The 18999-nt window shown below is 59.3% G+C and carries 20 protein-coding genes and 1 tRNA gene; 6 read left to right on the top strand and 15 right to left on the bottom strand.

Going from position 1 to position 18999, the window contains the following annotated elements; all coding sequences use genetic code 11:
• Positions 1 to 135: 135 nt before the first annotated feature.
• The 5 genes from ACA060_RS24255 to ACA060_RS24235 form a co-directional block, all read right to left on the bottom strand.
• Complete coding sequence (locus ACA060_RS24255; RefSeq protein WP_003208392.1) at positions 136 to 1077, bottom strand: ribose-phosphate pyrophosphokinase; 942 nt, start codon at positions 1075 to 1077, stop codon at positions 136 to 138.
• Positions 1078 to 1123: 46 nt separating this feature from the next.
• Positions 1124 to 1198 (bottom strand) — tRNA-Gln (locus ACA060_RS24250).
• A 36-nt stretch (positions 1199 to 1234) separates the two neighbouring features.
• Positions 1235 to 2086, bottom strand: a complete 852-nt coding sequence (gene ispE / locus ACA060_RS24245) for a 4-(cytidine 5'-diphospho)-2-C-methyl-D-erythritol kinase (RefSeq protein ID WP_497318344.1) — start codon at positions 2084 to 2086, stop codon at positions 1235 to 1237.
• Positions 2087 to 2088: 2 nt separating this feature from the next.
• The gene (gene lolB / locus ACA060_RS24240; RefSeq protein ID WP_109634806.1) at positions 2089 to 2706 is read right to left on the bottom strand and encodes a lipoprotein insertase outer membrane protein LolB; all 618 of its coding nucleotides are present in this window, start codon (positions 2704 to 2706) and stop codon (positions 2089 to 2091) included.
• Positions 2707 to 2710: 4 nt separating this feature from the next.
• Positions 2711 to 4435, bottom strand: coding sequence for a tetratricopeptide repeat protein (locus ACA060_RS24235; RefSeq protein ID WP_109634805.1), 1725 nt, complete (start codon positions 4433 to 4435; stop codon positions 2711 to 2713).
• Positions 4436 to 4617: 182 nt separating this feature from the next.
• Here ACA060_RS24235 and hemA point away from each other — a divergent pair, with 182 nt between their 5' ends.
• The 6 genes from hemA (at position 4618) to ACA060_RS24205 (ending at position 9984) form a co-directional block, all read left to right on the top strand.
• Complete coding sequence (gene hemA, locus ACA060_RS24230) at positions 4618 to 5907, top strand: glutamyl-tRNA reductase (RefSeq protein ID WP_046053450.1); 1290 nt, start codon at positions 4618 to 4620, stop codon at positions 5905 to 5907.
• Complete coding sequence (gene prfA / locus ACA060_RS24225) at positions 5904 to 6986, top strand: peptide chain release factor 1 (RefSeq protein ID WP_219094342.1); 1083 nt, start codon at positions 5904 to 5906, stop codon at positions 6984 to 6986. Before hemA ends, prfA begins: the two co-directional genes overlap by 4 nt.
• A complete protein-coding gene (prmC, locus tag ACA060_RS24220) occupies positions 6987 to 7817 on the top strand; it encodes a peptide chain release factor N(5)-glutamine methyltransferase (RefSeq protein WP_497313679.1) in 831 nt (276 codons plus the stop codon). It begins immediately after the preceding gene.
• Positions 7811 to 8566: a molybdopterin-synthase adenylyltransferase MoeB gene (locus ACA060_RS24215; RefSeq protein ID WP_461955693.1), complete on the top strand. Its 756-nt coding sequence runs from the start codon at positions 7811 to 7813 to the stop codon at positions 8564 to 8566. The genes prmC and ACA060_RS24215 overlap by 7 nt, the downstream gene beginning before the upstream one ends.
• Positions 8559 to 9350, top strand: coding sequence for a glutamate racemase (gene murI / locus ACA060_RS24210; protein ID WP_497313677.1), 792 nt, complete (start codon positions 8559 to 8561; stop codon positions 9348 to 9350). The genes ACA060_RS24215 and murI overlap by 8 nt, the downstream gene beginning before the upstream one ends.
• 115 nt (positions 9351 to 9465) lie before the next feature.
• Positions 9466 to 9984: an acyloxyacyl hydrolase gene (locus ACA060_RS24205; protein WP_109634796.1), complete on the top strand. Its 519-nt coding sequence runs from the start codon at positions 9466 to 9468 to the stop codon at positions 9982 to 9984.
• 130 nt (positions 9985 to 10114) lie between these two features.
• Here ACA060_RS24205 and ACA060_RS24200 read toward each other — a convergent pair whose 3' ends face one another.
• From ACA060_RS24200 to ACA060_RS24155, 10 genes are read right to left on the bottom strand one after another with little or no spacing between them, the layout of a single operon-like run.
• On the bottom strand, positions 10115 to 10420 hold the full coding sequence (locus tag ACA060_RS24200; protein WP_084320418.1) for a YkgJ family cysteine cluster protein: 306 nt from the start codon (positions 10418 to 10420) through the stop codon (positions 10115 to 10117).
• A 53-nt stretch (positions 10421 to 10473) separates the two neighbouring features.
• Positions 10474 to 10977, bottom strand: coding sequence for a DUF2878 domain-containing protein (locus ACA060_RS24195; RefSeq protein WP_497313674.1), 504 nt, complete (start codon positions 10975 to 10977; stop codon positions 10474 to 10476).
• Positions 10970 to 12241 carry a class I SAM-dependent methyltransferase gene (locus tag ACA060_RS24190; RefSeq protein WP_497313672.1) on the bottom strand — a complete coding sequence of 424 codons (1272 nt, stop codon included), beginning with the start codon at positions 12239 to 12241 and terminating at the stop codon, positions 10970 to 10972. The genes ACA060_RS24195 and ACA060_RS24190 overlap by 8 nt, the downstream gene beginning before the upstream one ends.
• Entirely contained in the window at positions 12228 to 13043 is an 816-nt protein-coding gene (locus ACA060_RS24185; RefSeq protein ID WP_497313670.1) for a DUF1365 domain-containing protein, read from the bottom strand. The genes ACA060_RS24190 and ACA060_RS24185 overlap by 14 nt, the downstream gene beginning before the upstream one ends.
• Positions 13040 to 14287, bottom strand: a complete 1248-nt coding sequence (locus ACA060_RS24180; RefSeq protein ID WP_109634789.1) for an NAD(P)/FAD-dependent oxidoreductase — start codon at positions 14285 to 14287, stop codon at positions 13040 to 13042. The genes ACA060_RS24185 and ACA060_RS24180 overlap by 4 nt, the downstream gene beginning before the upstream one ends.
• A complete protein-coding gene (locus tag ACA060_RS24175) occupies positions 14284 to 15066 on the bottom strand; it encodes an SDR family NAD(P)-dependent oxidoreductase (protein ID WP_109634787.1) in 783 nt (260 codons plus the stop codon). The genes ACA060_RS24180 and ACA060_RS24175 overlap by 4 nt, the downstream gene beginning before the upstream one ends.
• Entirely contained in the window at positions 15063 to 15485 is a 423-nt protein-coding gene (locus tag ACA060_RS24170) for a nuclear transport factor 2 family protein (RefSeq protein ID WP_109634785.1), read from the bottom strand. The genes ACA060_RS24175 and ACA060_RS24170 overlap by 4 nt, the downstream gene beginning before the upstream one ends.
• Entirely contained in the window at positions 15478 to 16923 is a 1446-nt protein-coding gene (gene phrB / locus ACA060_RS24165; RefSeq protein WP_497313667.1) for a deoxyribodipyrimidine photo-lyase, read from the bottom strand. Before phrB ends, ACA060_RS24170 begins: the two co-directional genes overlap by 8 nt.
• Before the next feature lie 11 nt (positions 16924 to 16934).
• Positions 16935 to 17876, bottom strand: a complete 942-nt coding sequence (locus ACA060_RS24160; RefSeq protein WP_497313665.1) for a MerR family transcriptional regulator — start codon at positions 17874 to 17876, stop codon at positions 16935 to 16937.
• Positions 17876 to 18838 (bottom strand): YbgA family protein, encoded by a 963-nt coding sequence (locus ACA060_RS24155; RefSeq protein WP_109634782.1) that lies wholly within the window; start codon positions 18836 to 18838, stop codon positions 17876 to 17878. Before ACA060_RS24155 ends, ACA060_RS24160 begins: the two co-directional genes overlap by 1 nt.
• Positions 18839 to 18999: the final 161 nt, after the last annotated feature.

Raw genomic sequence — 18999 nt, 5'->3', positions numbered from 1 at the left:
TCTCCAAAATAACCACATTCGCCCCAGCGGTTGCGACCAGCGCTAAAGGCGATATGGGCAAAAAAGCCCCGCCCCGACAGGAATGCCGGGGCGGGGCGCTTTTCGTCAACGAGACAGTCGAGAAGGGCAGGGCCCTTAACGGAACATCGCGCTGATCGATTCTTCATTGCTGATGCGGCGGACCGCCTCGGCAACTACCGGCGCGATATCCAGTTGACGGATACGCGAGCAGGCTTGAGCTGCAGCGGACAACGGGATGGTGTTAGTCACCACCAGTTCGTCCAGCATGGAATTTTCAATGTTTTCGATCGCCCGACCGGACAGCACAGGGTGTGTGCAGTAGGCGAAAACCTTGGCAGCGCCATGCTCTTTCAGGGCCTTGGCCGCGTGGCACAGAGTGCCGGCGGTATCGACCATGTCATCGACCAGAATACAGGTACGCCCTTCGACATCACCGATGATATGCATCACTTCAGAGTGATTGGCTTTCTCACGGCGTTTGTCGATGATCCCGAGATCAACGCCCAGGGATTTGGCAACAGCACGTGCACGCACGACGCCGCCAATGTCCGGGGAAACGATCATCAGGTTTTCGAAGCGCTGATCTTCAATGTCATCCACCAATACCGGGGAGCCGTAGATGTTATCTACCGGAATATCGAAGAAACCCTGGATTTGGTCAGCATGCAGATCAACCGTGAGAACACGGTCGATGCCGACTACGGTAAGCATGTCAGCAACGACTTTCGCGCTGATAGCCACACGTGCGGAACGCGGACGGCGATCCTGACGGGCATAACCAAAGTAAGGAATAACAGCAGTGATACGAGTAGCCGAGGAGCGGCGGAAGGCATCAGCCATCACTACCAGTTCCATCAGGTTATCGTTGGTCGGAGCGCAAGTCGGCTGAATAATGAAGACATCTTTACCGCGGACGTTTTCATTGATCTCGGCAGTAATTTCGCCGTCGGAGAACTTACCGACAGAGATGTCACCGAGAGGGATATGCAGCTGACGTACAACACGCCGAGCCAGATCGGGGTTAGCGTTCCCCGTAAAGACCATCATCTTGGACACGCGCAGTACCTGAAGGCTGAGGGTAACCTGGATGAGTATAGGAAAATGGCAGGGGCGGCTGGATTCGAACCAACGCATGGCAGGATCAAAACCTGCTGCCTTACCGCTTGGCGACGCCCCTGTATCTGTTGCAACGATTACCCAGTAATCGATTCCTTTAGAGCAGATTTTGCAGCTTGCGATGCAACATCGAAACGTTGCTTCCTTTTGCTACAAACCCTGTAAGGGTCTCTGTAAGAAGGGCCGAGACTTTATCAGCTTCAGCTTTGCTTGGGAAGCCCCCAAACACACAACTTCCAGTTCCGGTGAGTTTTGCTTCGGTAAATTTACCTAACAAATTCAAAGCGTTACGTACATCTGGATAACGCCTTGCTACCACCGGTAAGCAGTCATTTCGACTGTTTCCCTTGGGAACGGGGCGCACTTTAATGGGAGAAGAGTTACGTGTCAACAACGGATCTGAAAAAATTTCTGCTGTACTTACAGAGACTTGCGGCACCAGCACGACATACCACGGTTCTTCGGGGTCTACAGGGGTGAGTTTTTCCCCTACGCCCTCGGCAAAAGCGGCGTGTCCACGCACGAAAACCGGGACGTCGGCGCCCAGCGTCAGGCCTAGCGCAGCCAGGCGATCCTCATCCCAACCCAGTTGCCAGAGATGATTGAGGCCCAGCAAAGTCGTCGCGGCATTTGAACTGCCGCCACCGATGCCACCGCCCATGGGCAGAATTTTTTCGATCCAGATGTCGATGCCGAGCGAACAACCGGATTGCTCCTGAAGTTTTTTCGCGGCTTTGACGATCAGATTGCTGTCGTGAGGAACACCGTCGAATTCGGTGTGCAACCGAATCACACCATCGTCGCGTACGGCGAAGGTGATTTCATCGCCGTAATCGAGAAACTGAAAAATCGTCTGCAATTCGTGATAACCGTCTTCACGGCGACCAAGGATGTGCAGCATCAGATTGAGTTTGGCCGGGGAGGGTAGCGTCAAGCGAGGAGCGGTCATGTTCACTGCCCCAGTTTGCGTGGTTGCCATTCCTTGATCACCAGCGTGATATCAAGGTCTGTGCCGTGCAGTTTGATCCGCTCGGGCAACCAATAACCGTTTTGCTCGGCATAACTCAGGTATTCGACCTGCCAGCCATCCTGTTCGAGATTGGCCAGGCGGCTGTCGGCATCCAGGGTCAGGCGACTTTTGCTGTCCGGCGCCGGGAGCCCGCGAACCCACCAGGCCAGGTTGGAAACGGGTAACTTCCAGCCGAGCTGTTCTTCGACCAACGCTTCCGGTGTCGTGGCGTCATAGCGGCCCTGATTGGCCACTTCAAGCGAGACTTTGCCAGGGTGACCCGTCAAGCGAGCTGCGCCGCGACCCAGTGGGCCGGAGAGGCGGATGTCGTAGTAGTCCTGTCGCTGTAGCCAGAACAGCGTACCGCTGCCCGAATCTTTGGGCGCGCGGATACCGATCTTGCCGTTGATCTGCCAACCATCAAGGCTGGTCAGCTGTTGTTTGTAATCGCGCCATTGGGCCGGGTTGCCTTGGCCCTGGACCGATTCGCGAGCGCCGAAGCCCGCGCAACCGGCGAGCAGGGCGATGAAGCTGAAAACAATAAGGTGGCGCAAAAACATAATCTTAAAGAGTCTCTGATCCGGTCAGGCGCTTGATGGTGCTGCGCAGGATGGGGCTGTCGGGTTGTTCCTTGAGGAACTTGCTCCAGATTTGCCTGGCTTCGCTTTGCTTGCCGTTAGCCCAGAGGACTTCGCCCAAGTGAGCGGCGACTTCCTGATCGGGAAAACGCTCCAGGGCCTGACGCAGGTAGCGCTCGGCTTCATCGAGGTTGCCCAGGCGGAAGTGCACCCAGCCGAGGCTGTCGAGGACCGCCGGGTCTTCCGGGTTGATCTGGTGCGCTTGTTCGATCAGGGCCTTGGCTTCGACGTAGCGCGTCGTACGGTCGGACAGGGTGTAGCCGAGGGCGTTCAACGCCATTGCATTGTCCGGGTCGCGTTTGATGATCAGGCGCAGGTCTTTTTCCATCTGCGCCAGGTCATTGCGTTTTTCCGCCTGCATCGCGCGGGTGTAAAGCAGGTTCAGATCGTCCGGGTACTTTTGCAGCGCGGTTTGCAGAACCTGCCAGGCCTTGTCGGGCTGCTTGTTGGCAGACAAGGTCTCGGCTTCGATCAGGTACAACTGGATCGCGTAATCGGGTTGCTCGTCGCGTTCGGTTGCCAGGCGGCGCTGGGCTTCGGCGGTCTTGCCGTTGTTGATCAGGATGTCAGTCTGGCGCAGTTGCGCGGGCAGATAGTCATTGCCGGGGCCGACCTGAGCGTACTCGATCAGCGCGCCTTGTGGATCATTGCGCTCTTCAGCAATGCGACCGAGGTTCAGGTGCGCCGAGTCGACGTGGCTTTCCCGGGCAATCAAGTCTTCCAGGTAACCCTTGGCCTCGTCCCAGGCCTTGGCTTCCAGGCACACCAGTGCCAGGGAATAACGCAGTTCGTCGTCTTCCGGGTATTGCTGAACCAGGCTGGAGAACTCGACTTTGGCGTCGTCCATGCGGTCCTGTTCAACCAGCATGCGTGCATAGGTCAGGCGCAGGCGTTTGTCGTCCGGGTATTTCTTGATGCTTTTTTGCAGCAGCGGCAAGGCTTCGTCGCCCCGGTTGAGCACTTGCAGCAGGCGCGCGCGCAGCAGAATCGGAGCAATTTCGCCTTCGTCCGGCGGATTGTCCTCCAGCAACGCCAGTGCGCCTTTGGCGTCACCGTCCTGTTGCAGCAGCAAGGCCTTGCCGAAAATCAACTGGCTGTTGTTTGGGTGGCGCTGCAATAAACGGTCAAAACTTTTCATCAGGCCGTTGCGCGTGTCCTGGTCGGTATCGGACGCGGACAGGGCCAGGAAGTCGAAATGCGTGTCGCCCTTGCCGAGCAGGACTTTCTCCATATAGACCATGGAGTCGTCATAGCGCCCGGCGCGCGCCAGTTGCACGGCAGCCGCTCGTTGCGCCTCAAGATCGTCCGGGGCGTTTTTCGCCCAGATCAAAGCGGTGTCCAGGGCAGCCTGATCGGCGCCCAGGTACTCGGCGATGCGGAAAGCCCGCTCGGAGATGCCCGGATCCTGGGTATTGATCGCCTGGGTCACGTAGTTGTCCAGGGCAATGTCGAAACGATTGCGCTGGCCAGCCAGTTCGGCGCTCAACAGGCTGAAGACGGTTTCTTCGCTGAATGAGCTGTAAACCTTGGGCTTTTCAGGGGCCGGAGTGCTGTCTTCGACCGGCGGCGTACCGTCCGACGAAACGGGTGCCAAGACCTGGCAGCCGCTGAGGAAGACAAAAGCGAGGAGCAACGCGGAAGATCTATTCATATAGAGAGAGGACGACTAACCTGCGGTCGGATCATCATGACACAAGCCTTCGGCCAAACATAACCGAGTCTCGATGGATGCCTTTATAGAGGCAGGTCATTGGGACAATAGTCAGCGGTAGTTGTTCTGGCTCTGTCGAAGTAGGACAATTGCCGGCTTCACGTCACCATCAGCGACCTTGAATGGCCTTCCTTGCACTCGGTATCAACCACAAGACTGCTTCAGTAGACGTCCGCGAGCGCGTGGCCTTTACCCCTGAGCAGCTGGTGGAGGCCTTGCAGCAGCTCTGCCGACTCACCGACAGCCGCGAAGCTGCGATCCTTTCCACCTGCAATCGCAGTGAACTGTATATAGAACAGGATCACCTTTCGGCTGACATCATCTTGCGCTGGCTGGCCGATTATCACCATTTGAGCCTCGAAGAGCTGCGCGCGAGCGCTTATGTGCACGAAGATGATGCGGCAGTTCGTCACATGATGCGGGTCGCTTCCGGGCTCGATTCGCTGGTGTTGGGCGAACCGCAGATTCTCGGCCAGATGAAATCGGCCTACGCCGTAGCGCGTGAGGCCGGCACCATCGGTCCGTTGCTTGGGCGCTTGTTTCAAGCGACGTTCAATGCCGCCAAGCAGGTGCGCACCGACACGGCCATCGGCGAGAACCCGGTGTCCGTGGCGTTTGCCGCGGTCAGCCTGGCGAAACAGATTTTCAGTGACTTGCAACGCAGCCAGGCTTTGCTGATTGGTGCCGGCGAGACCATCACCCTGGTCGCCCGTCATCTGCATGAACTGGGTGTGAAGCGTATCGTGGTCGCCAACCGGACCCTGGAACGCGCGAGCATCCTGGCCGAGCAGTTTGGCGCCCATGCCGTTTTGCTCTCGGACATCCCGGCCGAGCTGGTGCGCAGCGACATCGTGATCAGTTCCACTGCCAGCCAGTTACCGATCCTGGGCAAAGGCGCCGTGGAAAGCGCCTTGAAACTGCGCAAGCACAAACCGATCTTCATGGTAGACATCGCCGTACCGCGCGATATCGAGCCAGAAGTCGGCGAGTTGGACGACGTTTACCTCTACAGCGTCGATGATCTCCACGAAGTGGTCGCCGAGAACCTCAAGAGCCGGCAGGGTGCAGCCCAGGCGGCCGAAGAGATGGTCTCGGTCGGTGCCGAAGATTTTATGGTCCGCTTGCGTGAGCTGGCGGCGGTGGATGTGCTCAAGGCCTATCGCCAACAAAGCGAGCGCATGCGCGACGAAGAATTGCAGAAGGCCCAGCGCATGCTGGCCAACGGCAGCAGCGCCGAAGACGTGCTGGTGCAATTGGCACGTGGCCTGACCAACAAACTCTTGCACGCCCCGAGCGTGCAGTTGAAAAAGCTCTCTGCCGAAGGCCGCCTCGATGCGCTGGCCATGGCCCAGGAACTCTTTGCCCTGAATGAGGGCTCATCGGATAGCTTTTCGGATAAGAAACCGCAATGAAAGCGTCACTGCTCAATAAGCTGGACATCCTCCAGGACCGTTTCGAGGAATTGACCGCCTTGCTTGGCGATGGCGAAGTCATTTCCGATCAGAACAAGTTCCGCACCTATTCCAAGGAATACGCGGAAGTCGAACCGATTGTCGCCACCTATAAACAGCTGCTCAAAGTGCAAGGCGACCTCGAAGGCGCCCAGGCACTGCTCAAGGACAGCGACCCGGACATGCGTGAAATGGCCGTGGAAGAAGTTCGCGAAGCCAAAGAGCAACTGATCGACATCGAAGCCAGCCTGCAGCGCATGCTGCTGCCCAAGGACCCGAATGACGGGCGCAACGTGTTTCTCGAAATCCGTGCCGGCACCGGCGGTGACGAGGCGGCGATTTTCTCCGGCGACCTGTTCCGCATGTATTCGCGTTACGCCGAGCGTCGCGGCTGGCGGGTGGAAATCCTCTCCGAGAACATCGGCGAGCATGGCGGCTATAAAGAAGTCATCGCCCGGGTTGAAGGCGAGAACGTTTACGGCAAACTGAAATTCGAATCCGGCGCGCACCGCGTGCAACGGGTTCCGGCTACCGAATCCCAGGGTCGCATCCATACCTCGGCCTGCACCGTGGCGGTGTTGCCTGAGCCGGATGAGCAGGAAACGATCGAGATCAACCCGGCGGATTTGCGGGTCGATACCTATCGATCCTCCGGTGCCGGCGGCCAGCACGTCAACAAGACCGACTCGGCGATCCGCATCACGCACTTGCCGTCCGGTATCGTCGTCGAGTGCCAGGAAGAACGTTCCCAGCACAAGAACCGCGCCCGGGCGATGTCCTGGCTGTCGGCCAAACTCAACGATCAGCAGACCAGCGCCGCCGCCAATGCGATCGCCAGCGAGCGTAAGTTGCTGGTCGGGTCGGGTGATCGCTCCGAGCGCATCCGCACCTACAACTTTGCTCAGGGCCGGGTGACCGATCACCGGGTCAACTTGACGCTGTATTCCCTCGACGAAATCCTCGCGGGTGGCGTCGAAGCGGTGATCGAACCGTTACTGGCCGAGTTCCAGGCCGATCAATTGGCAGCGATAGGTGAGTAAATGACGATCATTGCCAGTTTGTTGCGCGCCGCCGATTTGCCCGATTCGCCCACGGCGCGGCTGGATGCCGAATTGTTGCTGGCCGCGGCCTTGGGCAAGTCCCGCAGCTTTCTGCACACCTGGCCGGAACGCATCGTGCCGAGCGAAGCGGCGCTGAAATTTGCTGAATTCCTGCAACGTCGTCGTGGCGGTGAGCCAGTGGCCTACATTCTGGGGCAGCAAGGGTTCTGGAAGCTTGATCTGGAAGTCGCGCCGCACACGCTGATCCCGCGCCCGGATACCGAATTGCTGGTGGAAGCCGCGCTGGAATTATTGCCTGCGACACCGGCCAAGGTCCTGGATCTCGGCACCGGCAGCGGCGCCATTGCCTTGGCTCTGGCCAGCGAACGTCCGGCGTGGAAAGTGACCGCCGTGGATCGCGTGCTCGAAGCCGTGGCGCTGGCCGAGCGCAATCGTCAGCGCCTGCACCTGAACAACGCCATCGTGCTGAGCAGCCACTGGTTCAGCGCCCTGGAAGGTCAGCGTTTTCAATTGATCATCAGCAACCCGCCTTACATCGCTTCCGCCGATCCGCATCTGGTGGAAGGTGATGTGCGCTTTGAACCGGCCAGCGCCTTGGTCGCCGGTGTCGACGGGCTCGACGATTTGCGTCTGATCGTCGCCCAGGCGCCGGATTATCTGGAGGCGGGTGGCTGGCTGATGCTCGAACACGGTTACGATCAAGCCGTGGCCGTACGCGATTTGCTGCTGACCCGCGGCTTTGAAGAAGTCCACAGCCGCACCGATCTGGGCGGTCACGAACGTATCAGCCTGGGGCGCCTGCCGTGCTGAATGATCAGGAATTGTTGCGCTATAGCCGGCAGATTCTGTTGCAACACGTCGACATCGACGGCCAGCTGCGACTGAAAGAAAGCCGCGTATTGATCGTCGGCCTCGGCGGCCTCGGCTCGCCGGTGGCGCTGTACCTGGCCGCTGCCGGTGTCGGTGAGTTGCATTTGGCGGACTTCGACACGGTCGACCTGACCAACCTGCAACGCCAGATTGTTCACGACACCGACAGCGTTGGCCTGAGCAAAGTCGATTCGGCGATCCGCCGTTTGAGCGCAATCAATCCCGAGATCCAATTGATCGCCCATCGCACCGCGCTGGACGAAGACTCCCTGGCCGCCGCCGTGGCTGCGGTGGACCTGGTGCTGGACTGCTCCGACAATTTTTCCACCCGCGAAGCGGTCAATGCCGCGTGCGTTGCCGCCGGCAAACCGCTGGTCAGCGGCGCGGCGATTCGTCTTGAAGGGCAATTGTCGGTGTTCGACCCGCGCCGCCCGGAAAGCCCGTGTTACCACTGTTTATACGGTCACGGCAGCGAAGCCGAATTGACCTGCAGTGAAGCCGGCGTCGTCGGTCCACTGGTTGGGTTGGTGGGCAGTCTCCAGGCGCTGGAAGCCCTGAAATTGCTGGTGGGTTTCGGCGAACCACTGGTGGGGCGCCTGTTGTTGATCGATGCCTTGGGCTCGCGCTTCCGTGAACTACGGGTCAAGCGTGATCCGGGCTGCAGCGTCTGTGGTTCGAAACATGCGTGAAGCGCCGATCGGCGTGTTCGACTCCGGCGTCGGCGGGCTTTCGGTATTGGCCGAGATCCAGCGTTTGCTGCCCAACGAGTCTCTGCTGTACGTCGCCGATTGCGGCAACATTCCTTATGGCGAGAAAACCCCGGCATTCATCCAGCAGCGTTGCAGCGTGATGGCCGAATTCTTCCAGCAGCAGGGCGCGAAGGCTCTGGTGCTGGCGTGCAACACGGCGACCGTCGCTGGCGTTGCAGACTTGCGACGCGATTATCCCGAGTGGCCCATCGTTGGCATGGAGCCCGCCGTCAAACCTGCCGCTGCCGCCACCCGCAGCGGTGTGGTGGGTGTGCTCGCCACCACCGGCACGTTGCAGAGCGCCAAGTTCGCCGCCTTGCTCGATCGATTCGCCACGGACGTTCGAGTCATCACTCAGCCGTGCCCCGGCCTGGTGGAGCTGATTGAAAATGGCGATCTGCACAGTGAGGCATTGCGTCATTTGCTGGCCGGGTACGTCGGGCCGCTGCTCGGCGCCGGGTGCGACACAATAATTCTGGGCTGCACGCATTATCCCTTCCTAAAGCCATTGCTTAAGCAGATGATCCCCGATGACATCAGCTTGATTGATACCGGCGCCGCTGTGGCGCGGCAACTTCAGCGCTTGTTGGCCGAGCGTGAATTGCTCGCCGAAGGACCTGCACGTGCTGCGCAGTTCTGGACGAGTGCCGATCCGGAGCACTTCAGAAATATCTTGCCGATCCTGTGGAATACCGCCGGCGTTGTGCAAAGCTTCAAGGGGTAAACAAAAATCCTGGGGCAAACGAATAATTGGGGTGAACTTCTGATTAAACGTCGACTTCTATAGCGGTGAGCAACAAAAAAAACCTTACGAAATCGTTCGGAAAAGGATGTTTCTAATGAAGCGACTATTCTGCTTGGCCGCGATTGCGGCCGCACTGATGGGGCACAGTTTTACCGCACAGGCAGCAGGCGTGGAGTTCGCGGTCGGCCAGACCAGCGAGTCGACCATGACCTATCGATTGGGCATGCAATTCGATTGGGACAAGAGCTGGTTGCAGAGTGATGTCGGTCGTTTGACCGGTTACTGGAGCGGCGCCTACACCTACTGGGACGGCGACGAGTCCTCCAGCAACCACAGCCTGTCGTTCTCGCCGGTGCTGGTTTACGAATTTTCCGGCCAGACCGTCAAGCCCTACGTGGAGTTGGGCGTTGGCGTCGCGGTGTTCGCCAATACTGAAGTCGAAAACAATCAACTCGGCAGTGCCTTTCAGTTCGAAGACCGGTTCGGCTTTGGCCTGCGCTTTGCGGGCGGGCATGAAGTCGGGATTCGTGCGACGCACTATTCCAATGCCGGGCTCAGTAGCCCGAACAACGGTGTAGAAAGCTACGCGCTGCACTACACGATGCCGTTGTAAGGCTGGACTCGGTCAAATGTGGGAGCGGGCTTGCTCGCGAAAGCGGACTGTCAGTCAACATCAATGTTGAATGTTAAACCGCTTTCGCGAGCAAGCCCGCTCTCACAATAGATCTTCAATGGCCTGACTTTCAGCGATACGCCGTGGTTATCCCTTGGCGCTCATCGATGCATTCCGGTGCGCCCATCTCGAATTCCCGGCAGATCAGCGGGCGTTTTTCGTAGATGGTGCACATCATGCTGTTGCGATCCAGCGCAGCGCACCAGCCGTCATCCAGGCGCAGCATGACTTCCCCGCCCCAATCATCGGTATCGATAAATCGTTCGGGCACGCCCGTGTCGGTGATCAGCATGACTTCGAGCTGGCAGCAGCAGGCTGCACAGGTCGAGCATGTGACGGCCGGCTCGGCGATTTGCGTGTGGGGAATGGTTTTCATGCCGCGCAGTGTAAGGCAGTGGGCCGATGCTGTGTGAAAGGCCTGACGGACGCTTAGCTGCGAGTGTCCGCCGCCAGCCGTTGCGCCATGAAATGCAGTGCGGGAAACAGCAAGGCCCAGAGCAGCCCGAGGCCCACCAACGTGGGCACCTGACCATAGGGGAACTGCACGTCCGCCAGTTGCCCACCGGCGAAATAGGACACTGGTCCACCCACGGCGCCCAGCAGGCTGCCGAGCCACCAGGGGTTTGCGGTCCATTGCAGGCAATGGCGCAAGGTCGTTGCCAGTAACGCCCACAAAAGCATCAACCACAGCGGAATCAAGGGCGCGACATCGGCGAAGTCGAACACCCCCAACCAGCGCAATGTGCTGTCGACGGTGGTGCCCAACAACACAACGCTGAGGATCAGTCGGCCCTCATCAGCCCAGCGACTTATCCACAGCAGATGAATCACCAGCGCCGCCAGCGCCACTAACAACCACAGGCTGTTGCCGCCCAGCACACAGGCAAACCAGCCGAGCTGAAACAACGCGGCATTGGCTACCCGCTCACGCATCGAAACGACCCAGCAGCGGCGCGGGCATCGCCGACGGTTTGGCCAGCAGCAATTGCGCAGTGCCGATGGTGCGTTCCAGAAATCCCCCTTCGCAGTAGCACAAATAGAATTCCCACAAGCGCAGGAAATAATCGTCGTAGCCCAACTCGATCAAACGGCCCTGGGCGCGGCGAAAATTCTCATGCCACAGGCGCAGGGTCCGGGCGTAGTGCAGGCCGAAATCCTCCATGTGCAGCAAATTCATGTCGGTGTCGCGGCTGATGACTTCCAGCATCTTCTGCACACAGGGCAGGGCGCCGCCAGGGAAAATGTAACGCTGAATGAAATCGACACTGCCCTTGGCCTGTTCGTAGCGCTGTTCACGGATAGTGATCGCCTGCAACAGCATCAAGCCGTTGCTTTTGAGCAACTGCGCGCACTGCTTGAAATAGACCGGCAGGAAGCGATGGCCGACCGCTTCGATCATCTCGATCGACACCAGTTTGTCGTACTGCCCGGTGAGGTCGCGGTAATCCTTGAGCAGCAGCGTGACCTGTTCTTGCAGGCCGAGGGCTTCGATGCGTTGTGCGGTAAAGGCGTACTGCTCTTTTGAAAGCGTGGTGGTGGTGACCTTACAGCCGTAATGCTGCGCCGCGTAAAGCGCCATGCTGCCCCAGCCGGTGCCGATTTCCAGCAAGTGATCGCTGGGCTTCAACGCGAGTTTCTGGCAGATCCGCTCCAGCTTGTTCAACTGCGCCTGTTCCAGGCTGTCTTCATCCGTCAGGAACTGCGCGGCGGAATACATCATGGTGGGATCGAGAAACTGTTCGAACAGGTCGTTGCCCAGGTCGTAGTGGGCGGCGATGTTTTTCTGCGAGCCTTTGCGCGTGTTGCGATTGAGCCAGTGCAGCCCTTGGACGAAGGGCCGGCCGAGTTTCGCCAGGCCGCCTTCCAGCGCATCCAGCACTTCAAGGTTGCTGACAAACACGCGAACCACCGCGGTCAGGTCCGGAGAACTCCAATAACCATGGATATACGCTTCGCCAGCGCCGATCGACCCGTTGCCCGCCACCAGTCCCCACGCCGCCGCGTCGAGGATATGGATCTCCCCGATCAATGAGCTGCCTGCGGTGCCGAAGACCTGCCGTTCACCGTTTTCGATGACCACCAGTTGTCCATGCTTGAGGTGCTTCAGTTGCCGTAGTACGCCACGGCGCAGCAACGACCCGGTCAGGCCGTTGGTGCTGAGCAGATTGACTTTGGCCGAGGCACTAGAGGATTTCATGACGGCGATCCTTGGGAGGCACCATGGCGGTCTGGAAGCTGCCATCGGCAGCCTGATGAGCAAAGATCGGTGCGCGTTTGAACAACAAGCGCAGAGCCTGCCAATAGATCGCCAGGCAGGTTTTCGCCGTCATCCATGGAAAGCGCCGCAAGTAACGGTGCAGGCTGGCGCGATCCAGTGCTTCGCGTTTGAGGTTGAGCGTGGCGTCGAACAATTTCAGTTCGCCCTGCCAGTCCGCCATGTGCACGCCGAGCTTTTTTGCGGCGGGGCTGAAACTCATGCGGTACTCCAGATCCGGCGGCAAAAACGGCGAGACGTGGAACGCCTTTGCCACAGCAAAATGTTGATGGAAGTCGCTCAGGTTCGTCGGGGTCTTGGCCGGCAATACATAGTGATAACGCTCGCGCCAAGGGGTGTTGGTGACTTCGCAAAGAATCGCCGCCAGTTGCCCGTCAGCCTCATGGCAGTAGAAAAAACTCACCGGGTTGAACGACAGGCCCCAGCTGCGCGCCTGGGTCAGCAGGTAGACCGAACCTTGCGGTGCATGGCCGATGGCCTGGCTGACGAGTTGGCGCACCGCTTCAATCAAGCGCGTGCCGTTGCCGGTATAGGCCTTGAGATAATCGCTCTCACGAAACGAGAACGGTGCGAAGCGACTGCTGCCCGAGAGCGGCGACAAACCCAGCACGGCGTCCTGTTCGTCGAGGTCCAGGTACAGCAGACCGATCCGGTAACGGAAGGCGTGAGGCTTTGGGGCGAACCGCCGATGGGCGATCCAGCCGCTGTAGAGGGCGCTGTTCACAACACTTCGCCAAACGAGCGGGCAACGCGCAACGCGCTGACCACGCCGTCTTCATGGAAACCGTTGGCCCAATAGGCGCCGCAATAGTAAGAATGCTGCGCACCGTCCAGTTCCTCCCAGCGGTTTTGCGCGGCGACGGCGGCCAGGCTGAATTGCGGATGGGCGTAGGTGTATTTGCCGAGCACTTTGCTCGGGCTGATGCCCGCGCTCTGGTTGAGGCTGACGCAGAACGTCGTGTCGCTCTGGATGCCTTGCAGGATATTCATGTCATAGGTGACGGCGGCCTGCGTGTGGCCCGGGCCACCGAGGCGATAGTTCCAGCTGGCCCAGGCCAGTTTTCGTGTGGGCAGCATCCTTGTGTCGGTGTGCAGCACCACTTCGTTGTCGGCGTAGGGCAGGGCGCTGAGGATCGAGTGTTCGGCATCGCTCGGCTTGGCCAAGAGTTTCAGGGCTTGATCGCTGTGGCAGGCAAACACCACTTTGTCGAATCGCTCGCGGCCGGCGGCGCTGTGGATAACGACGCCATCCTCATCGCGCTCGACCCGGGTCACCGGGCAGTCGAGACGGATCTTCTCGTTAAAGGTCGCCGTCAATGGCCCGATGTAGGCACTTGAGCCGCCTTCGATCACCCGCCATTGCGGGCGATTGCTGACGGACAGCAGGCCATGATTCTTGAAAAACCTGACAAAAAACTGCAGCGGGAAACCGAGCATGTCGGCCATGGACATCGACCAGATCGCCGCACCCATCGGCACGATGTAATGGAGGATGAAGCGTTCGCCATAGCGGCCGTTTTTCAGATACTCGTCCAGCGTGGTGTCGGCGGCAATCCGACCCTCGGCGAGGTCGCGCTGCGCCTCTTTGTTGAAGCGCAGAATGTCGCGCAACATGCCCCAAAACCCTGGTGACAACAGGTTGCGGCGTTGAGCAAACAGGCTGTTGAGAGTGTTGCCGTTGTACTCAAGCCCGGTGTCCGGGTCCATCACCGAAAAGCTCATTTGCGTCGGTTTGAACGCGACGCCGATCTGGCCCAGCAGGCGAATGAAATTCGGGTAGGTCCAGTCGTTGAACACAATGAAACCGGTGTCCACGGCGTAGCGCTGATCATCGACGGTCACGTCCACGGTGTGGGTGTGACCGCCGATCCAGTCGCTGGCCTCGAACAGGGTGATCTCATGCCTGCGATTGAGCAGGTAGGCGCTGGTCAGCCCCGAGATCCCGCTGCCGATAATGGCGATGTTCACGGCACATCCTTGATCGGTGGACTGCTGCGCACCATGCGTTTGCCGATTGCCAGTTTCACGCATGCGGGCATTTTCGACAGGGGCCAGAGCGCAGCCATAAACAGTCCCGGGAAGGCGATTTCCAGTGGACGGTGCTTGAGCTTGGCGAAGATGTGCCGTGCGGCTTTGGCCACTGGCCAACTGAGCGGCATCGGGAAATCGTTTTTCGCCGTCAGCGGGGTCTCTACAAACCCCGGGCTGACCACCGTGACTTCGATGCCTTCCGGCGCAAGGTCAATGCGCAGGGATTCGAACAGGTAGCGCAGCCCGGCCTTCGACGCGCCATAGGCTTCGGCCCGAGGCAACGGCAAATAGGTTACTGAACTGGCGACGCCCACCAGATGCGGCGCAGTGCCCTTGCGTAACAGCGGCAAAGCGGCCTCGATGCAATAGGCGCTCGCGAGCAGATTGGTGCGCACCACGTGCTCGACGATCGACGCATCAAACTGCTGAACGTCGACGTATTCGCAGGTGCCGGCGTTGAGGATGACCGTGTCCAGAGAGCCCCATTCATGAGCGATTTGTTCGCCGATTTCGCGCACCGTCTGACTGTCGGTCAGATCGCCAGGCACCACCAGCACTTGCCCGGGATAACGCAGGGACAAGACTTTCAGTACCGCTATGGAGCGCGAACTCACGGCCAGGTGAGCGCCGGTTTTCAGAATTTCTTCGGCCAGCGAGGCGCCAATGCCACTGCTGGCGCCCGTCAGCCAGTATCGCCGTGGAGGTGTAAGGCTCATCCCATTCTCCTTTTCAGCCACGAAATCGCCCGACCCAATACGGGTAAGTGCTCATAAAGCAGTGCCCCGGCATCGAAATAATCCCGGTGGCGATAAACCTTGTCGCGCCAGAGCAGGTGCGAGCAGCCGTCAACGTGAATCAACTGGCCGCCGCTCAGGCGTGGATGGCGGTAACTCATGACCCAGCGCAGATACCCTTCGCCTTCACCGGTCTGATCGAAGCCGCGAAAATCGAAACGCAGTTCGGTGACGTTGGCGTAGAGCTCGGCGAAGTAGCTGCGCAACTGTCCGAGCCCTTGCACGTCGTGCAGCGGATCGGTGAAGTGCACGTCATCGGCATAGAGCTCACCGAGGCGTTGTAAATTGTCTTTGTCCAACTGCGCGAACTGCCGGGCAAAATGCTCCAGGAAATCACTCATGAGCGCCTCCGGCATGTTGTCGCGAGGGCAGGTTCTTGAATGCAGCCAGTGCACGTTCGCGGGATTTACTTAGATTGACGATTGGCGATGGATAATCCGCAACACCGAACAAGCCTTCGAGGTTCGCCGGGTTGTGCACTTCTTTCTTGTTCAGCCCGGCCAGTTCCGGCAACCAGTGCTTGATGAACACGCCTTCGGCGTCGAATTTCTCCGACTGACTCAGTGGATTGAAAATACGGAAATAAGGGGCCGAATCAGTGCCCGTGGACGCACTCCACTGCCAGCCACCGTTGTTCGCCGCCAGGTCGCCGTCGATCAAGTGGCGCATGAAGAACCGCTCACCTTCGCGCCAGTCGATCAGCAGGTTCTTGGTCAGGAACATCGCCACCACCATGCGCAAGCGGTTGTGCATCCAGCCGGTCTCGAGCAATTGGCGCATGGCCGCGTCGATGATTGGCAGGCCGGTACGGGCTTGCTGCCAGGCCAGCAGTTCTTCCGGAGCGTCGCGCCAGGCCAGGGCTTCGGTTTCCGGCCGGAAGGCGCGATGACGCGAGACCCGTGGGTAACCCACCAGAATGTGTTTGTAGAACTCGCGCCACAGCAGCTCGTTGATCCAGGTGACGGCGCCGACCTTGCCGCTTTCGAACTCGCCTTGATTGCTTTGCAGGGCAGCGTGCAAGCACTGACGAGGGGAAATCACCCCGGCGGCGAGATAGGCCGAAAGCTGGCTGGTGCCGGGTTTGGCCGGGAAATCGCGCTCGTTCTTGTAGTAGTCGATTTGCGCGTCGGCGAAGGTGTCGAGGCGGCGGCGGGCTTCGGCTTCACCGGCTGGCCAGAGCTTGCGCAAGCTGTCGCTGGGCGTTTCGAACCCTTCAACGCTCGACGGGATCGTGTCGCTGCTGAGGTCCACCGGCGCCTGGGCCATGGGGGCGATCACCTGACCTGGCAGTGATCGGTGCAGGCGTTCGTAACAGACCTTGCGGAATTGGCTGAAGACCTGGAAGTAAGTGCCAGTCTTGGTCAGCACGGTGCCGGGTTTAAACAGCAACTGATCGAGGTAACTGAAGAAGTCGATGCCGTTGGCCTTCAACGTTTCGGCTACCGCCGCATCACGACGGCTTTCATGAACCCCGTATTCCTCGTTGACGTGCACCGCCTCAACGTTCAATTGCTGACACAGTTCGAGCAGAACCTTCGGCGCTTCATCCCAGCGAGGCGCCTGGCGGACCAGCAGCGCAATGTTCAATTCGCCCAGCGCGCGGCTCAGCTCACGCAGGTTGCGCAGCCAGAAATCCACTTTGCACGGTGCGTCATCGTGTTCCAGCCATTGCTGCGGGCTCAACAGGTACACCGCCACCGTCGGGCCGCGCGCTGCGGCAGCCGAGAGGGCGGTGTTGTCGTGTAGGCGCAAGTCGCTGCGCAGCCAGATCAATTGCATGGCGGTATCCATTAAATCAGCCCACGCTTGACCAGTTCCTGGTGAGCCGATAACGGGTCTTCGGCCAGGAATAAATCAGCGATCTCAGTCGTTTTTGCGGACAACTCGGCGTGGTGAATGCATACCGTTGGTCCGGCGATTATTTTTGGGCAACTGGCGCCGCTCAAAAGTTTCGGCAACTGCGAAAGATTCATGGCTTTGCTGGAATACAGCAGTACGCCGCGGGCTTGCAGGTGATCGACCGCCAGTGCGAGCTCGCCCACCGGCAGCGGCCAGTCGAAGACTTCCACCGGGCAATCGGCGCTGCTGATCAGCCACGCGGTCAGCCACAGATGAGGTTCCAGTGGCAGGTCTGACTGATTGATCAACAGCAGCGGGGCGGTGCGTAACTGACGATTGTTATGGTAGATGCGTGCGCCGAATTTGCTGCGCAGCCAGGAAAAGAAAAATACCCGCTCCATCTGCGCGCCGAACTGGCCTTGCCAGCGTTGCTCCAGTTCCGCCAGCAACGGCATCAGCAGTTGTTCGCACAAAGTGCGTGGCGGATACAGCGCCATGGCTTGATTGACGGTGTCATCAAGCGTGCGTTCGTTCAGTTGGGTTACCGCTTGCAGCAACGTCTGGCCCAGCACCTGCCAATCGTTTTCGATGGCTTCGGTAAAGGCTTGCGGCGTGTCGAGCAGTTGCTTGACCTGGCTGACGGCCACGCCGCGATTGAGCCAGGTGAGGATCGTCAAAATCCGTTGCACGTGTTCGGCAGAAAACAGGCGATGCCCCTTGGGCGTGCGCTGGGGCACGATCAACCCGTAACGTCGTTCCCAGGCGCGCAAGGTCACGGCGTTCACGCCGGTCTGGCGCGCCACTTCGCGAATCGGCAACCAGCCTTCGTCGAGGGCTTTCTTGAAGTCATCGCCAAGGTCTTCCCGGGCGCTGGTGTCGAGTGGGCTTTTCATTAGATTGCGTTTCGCAGGCTGAGGTTCTCCGGGTGCGGCTGAAGGTAAACCTGTTGCGCAATATACGGATCCGGGTGTTGGCGGAAGAAATGTTTGAGCAGCGTCAACGGCACCACCAGCGGCACGACGCCAAGCCGGTATTGGGCGATGACGTGCTGCATTTCCTGCTTGTCTTCAGGGCTGATGACCTGTTTGAGGTAACCACTGATGTGTTGCAGCACATTGGTGTGGGTGCGGCGCGTGGCGCATTTTTTCAATGCCGACATCAACTCGCTGAAATAGCGCGGGCCGATGTCCGCAGGATCGGTCTGACCCATGTTGCCCAGCAGGTTACCCAGGGTTTTGTATTGCACCGGGTTGTGGGCCATCAGCAGGTATTTGTAGCGCGAGTGGAAGTCCGTGAGGCCGCGCCGGGTCAGGCCTTCTTGCAGCAACTGCTGCCAGGCGCTGTAGGCGAACACGCGGGTAAGGAAGTTTTCGCGCAGCACCGGGTCGTTGAGACGGCCATCTTCTTCCACCGGCAAGTCCGGGTGCTGGGCACAGAAGGCCTGGGCGTAGATGCCGCGACCACCACCGTCCACCGGCGACCCGTTGGCGTGGTAGACCTTGACCCGATCGAGACCGCAGGAAGGCGATTTCTGCATGAAGATGTAGCCGCAGATGTCGTCCAGTTCCGCGGCCATTTTCTGACCGTACTCGGCGAGCGGACGGGTGACGTTGATCTCGGGGTGGACGGTGCCGACGGCTTCGGGACGTTCGGGATCGCCGATCAGGCGGATCGGTTCGCGAGGAATGCCCAGGCCAATGGCGACTTCCGGACACACCTGGACGAAATCGAAATAGTCAGTGAGGGTTCGGCTGCACAACCGTGATTCCTTGTGCCCGCCGTTAAAACGCACCTCGGCCCCCATCAAGCAGGCGCTGATGGCGATTTTCGGTTGGGTCGCTGGCTGTACGGACATCGGAGCACCTCGAATCCAGACTTGTACAGAGTGGGAACTCTGTACAACTTTGTCTTCATCATAGATTCAAAGGTGTACAAGTCAAATTATTTGTATAAGTATTTTAGAGAGGGGTGCAATGCTCATGTGGGAGCGGGCTTGCTCGCGAATGCGGTGTATCA

It is taken from the genome of Pseudomonas sp. LBUM1671 (genome assembly GCF_059695685.1).
The sequence above is the reverse complement of the archived record's forward strand: the minus strand, read 5'-3'. Positions and strand labels throughout refer to the sequence as shown.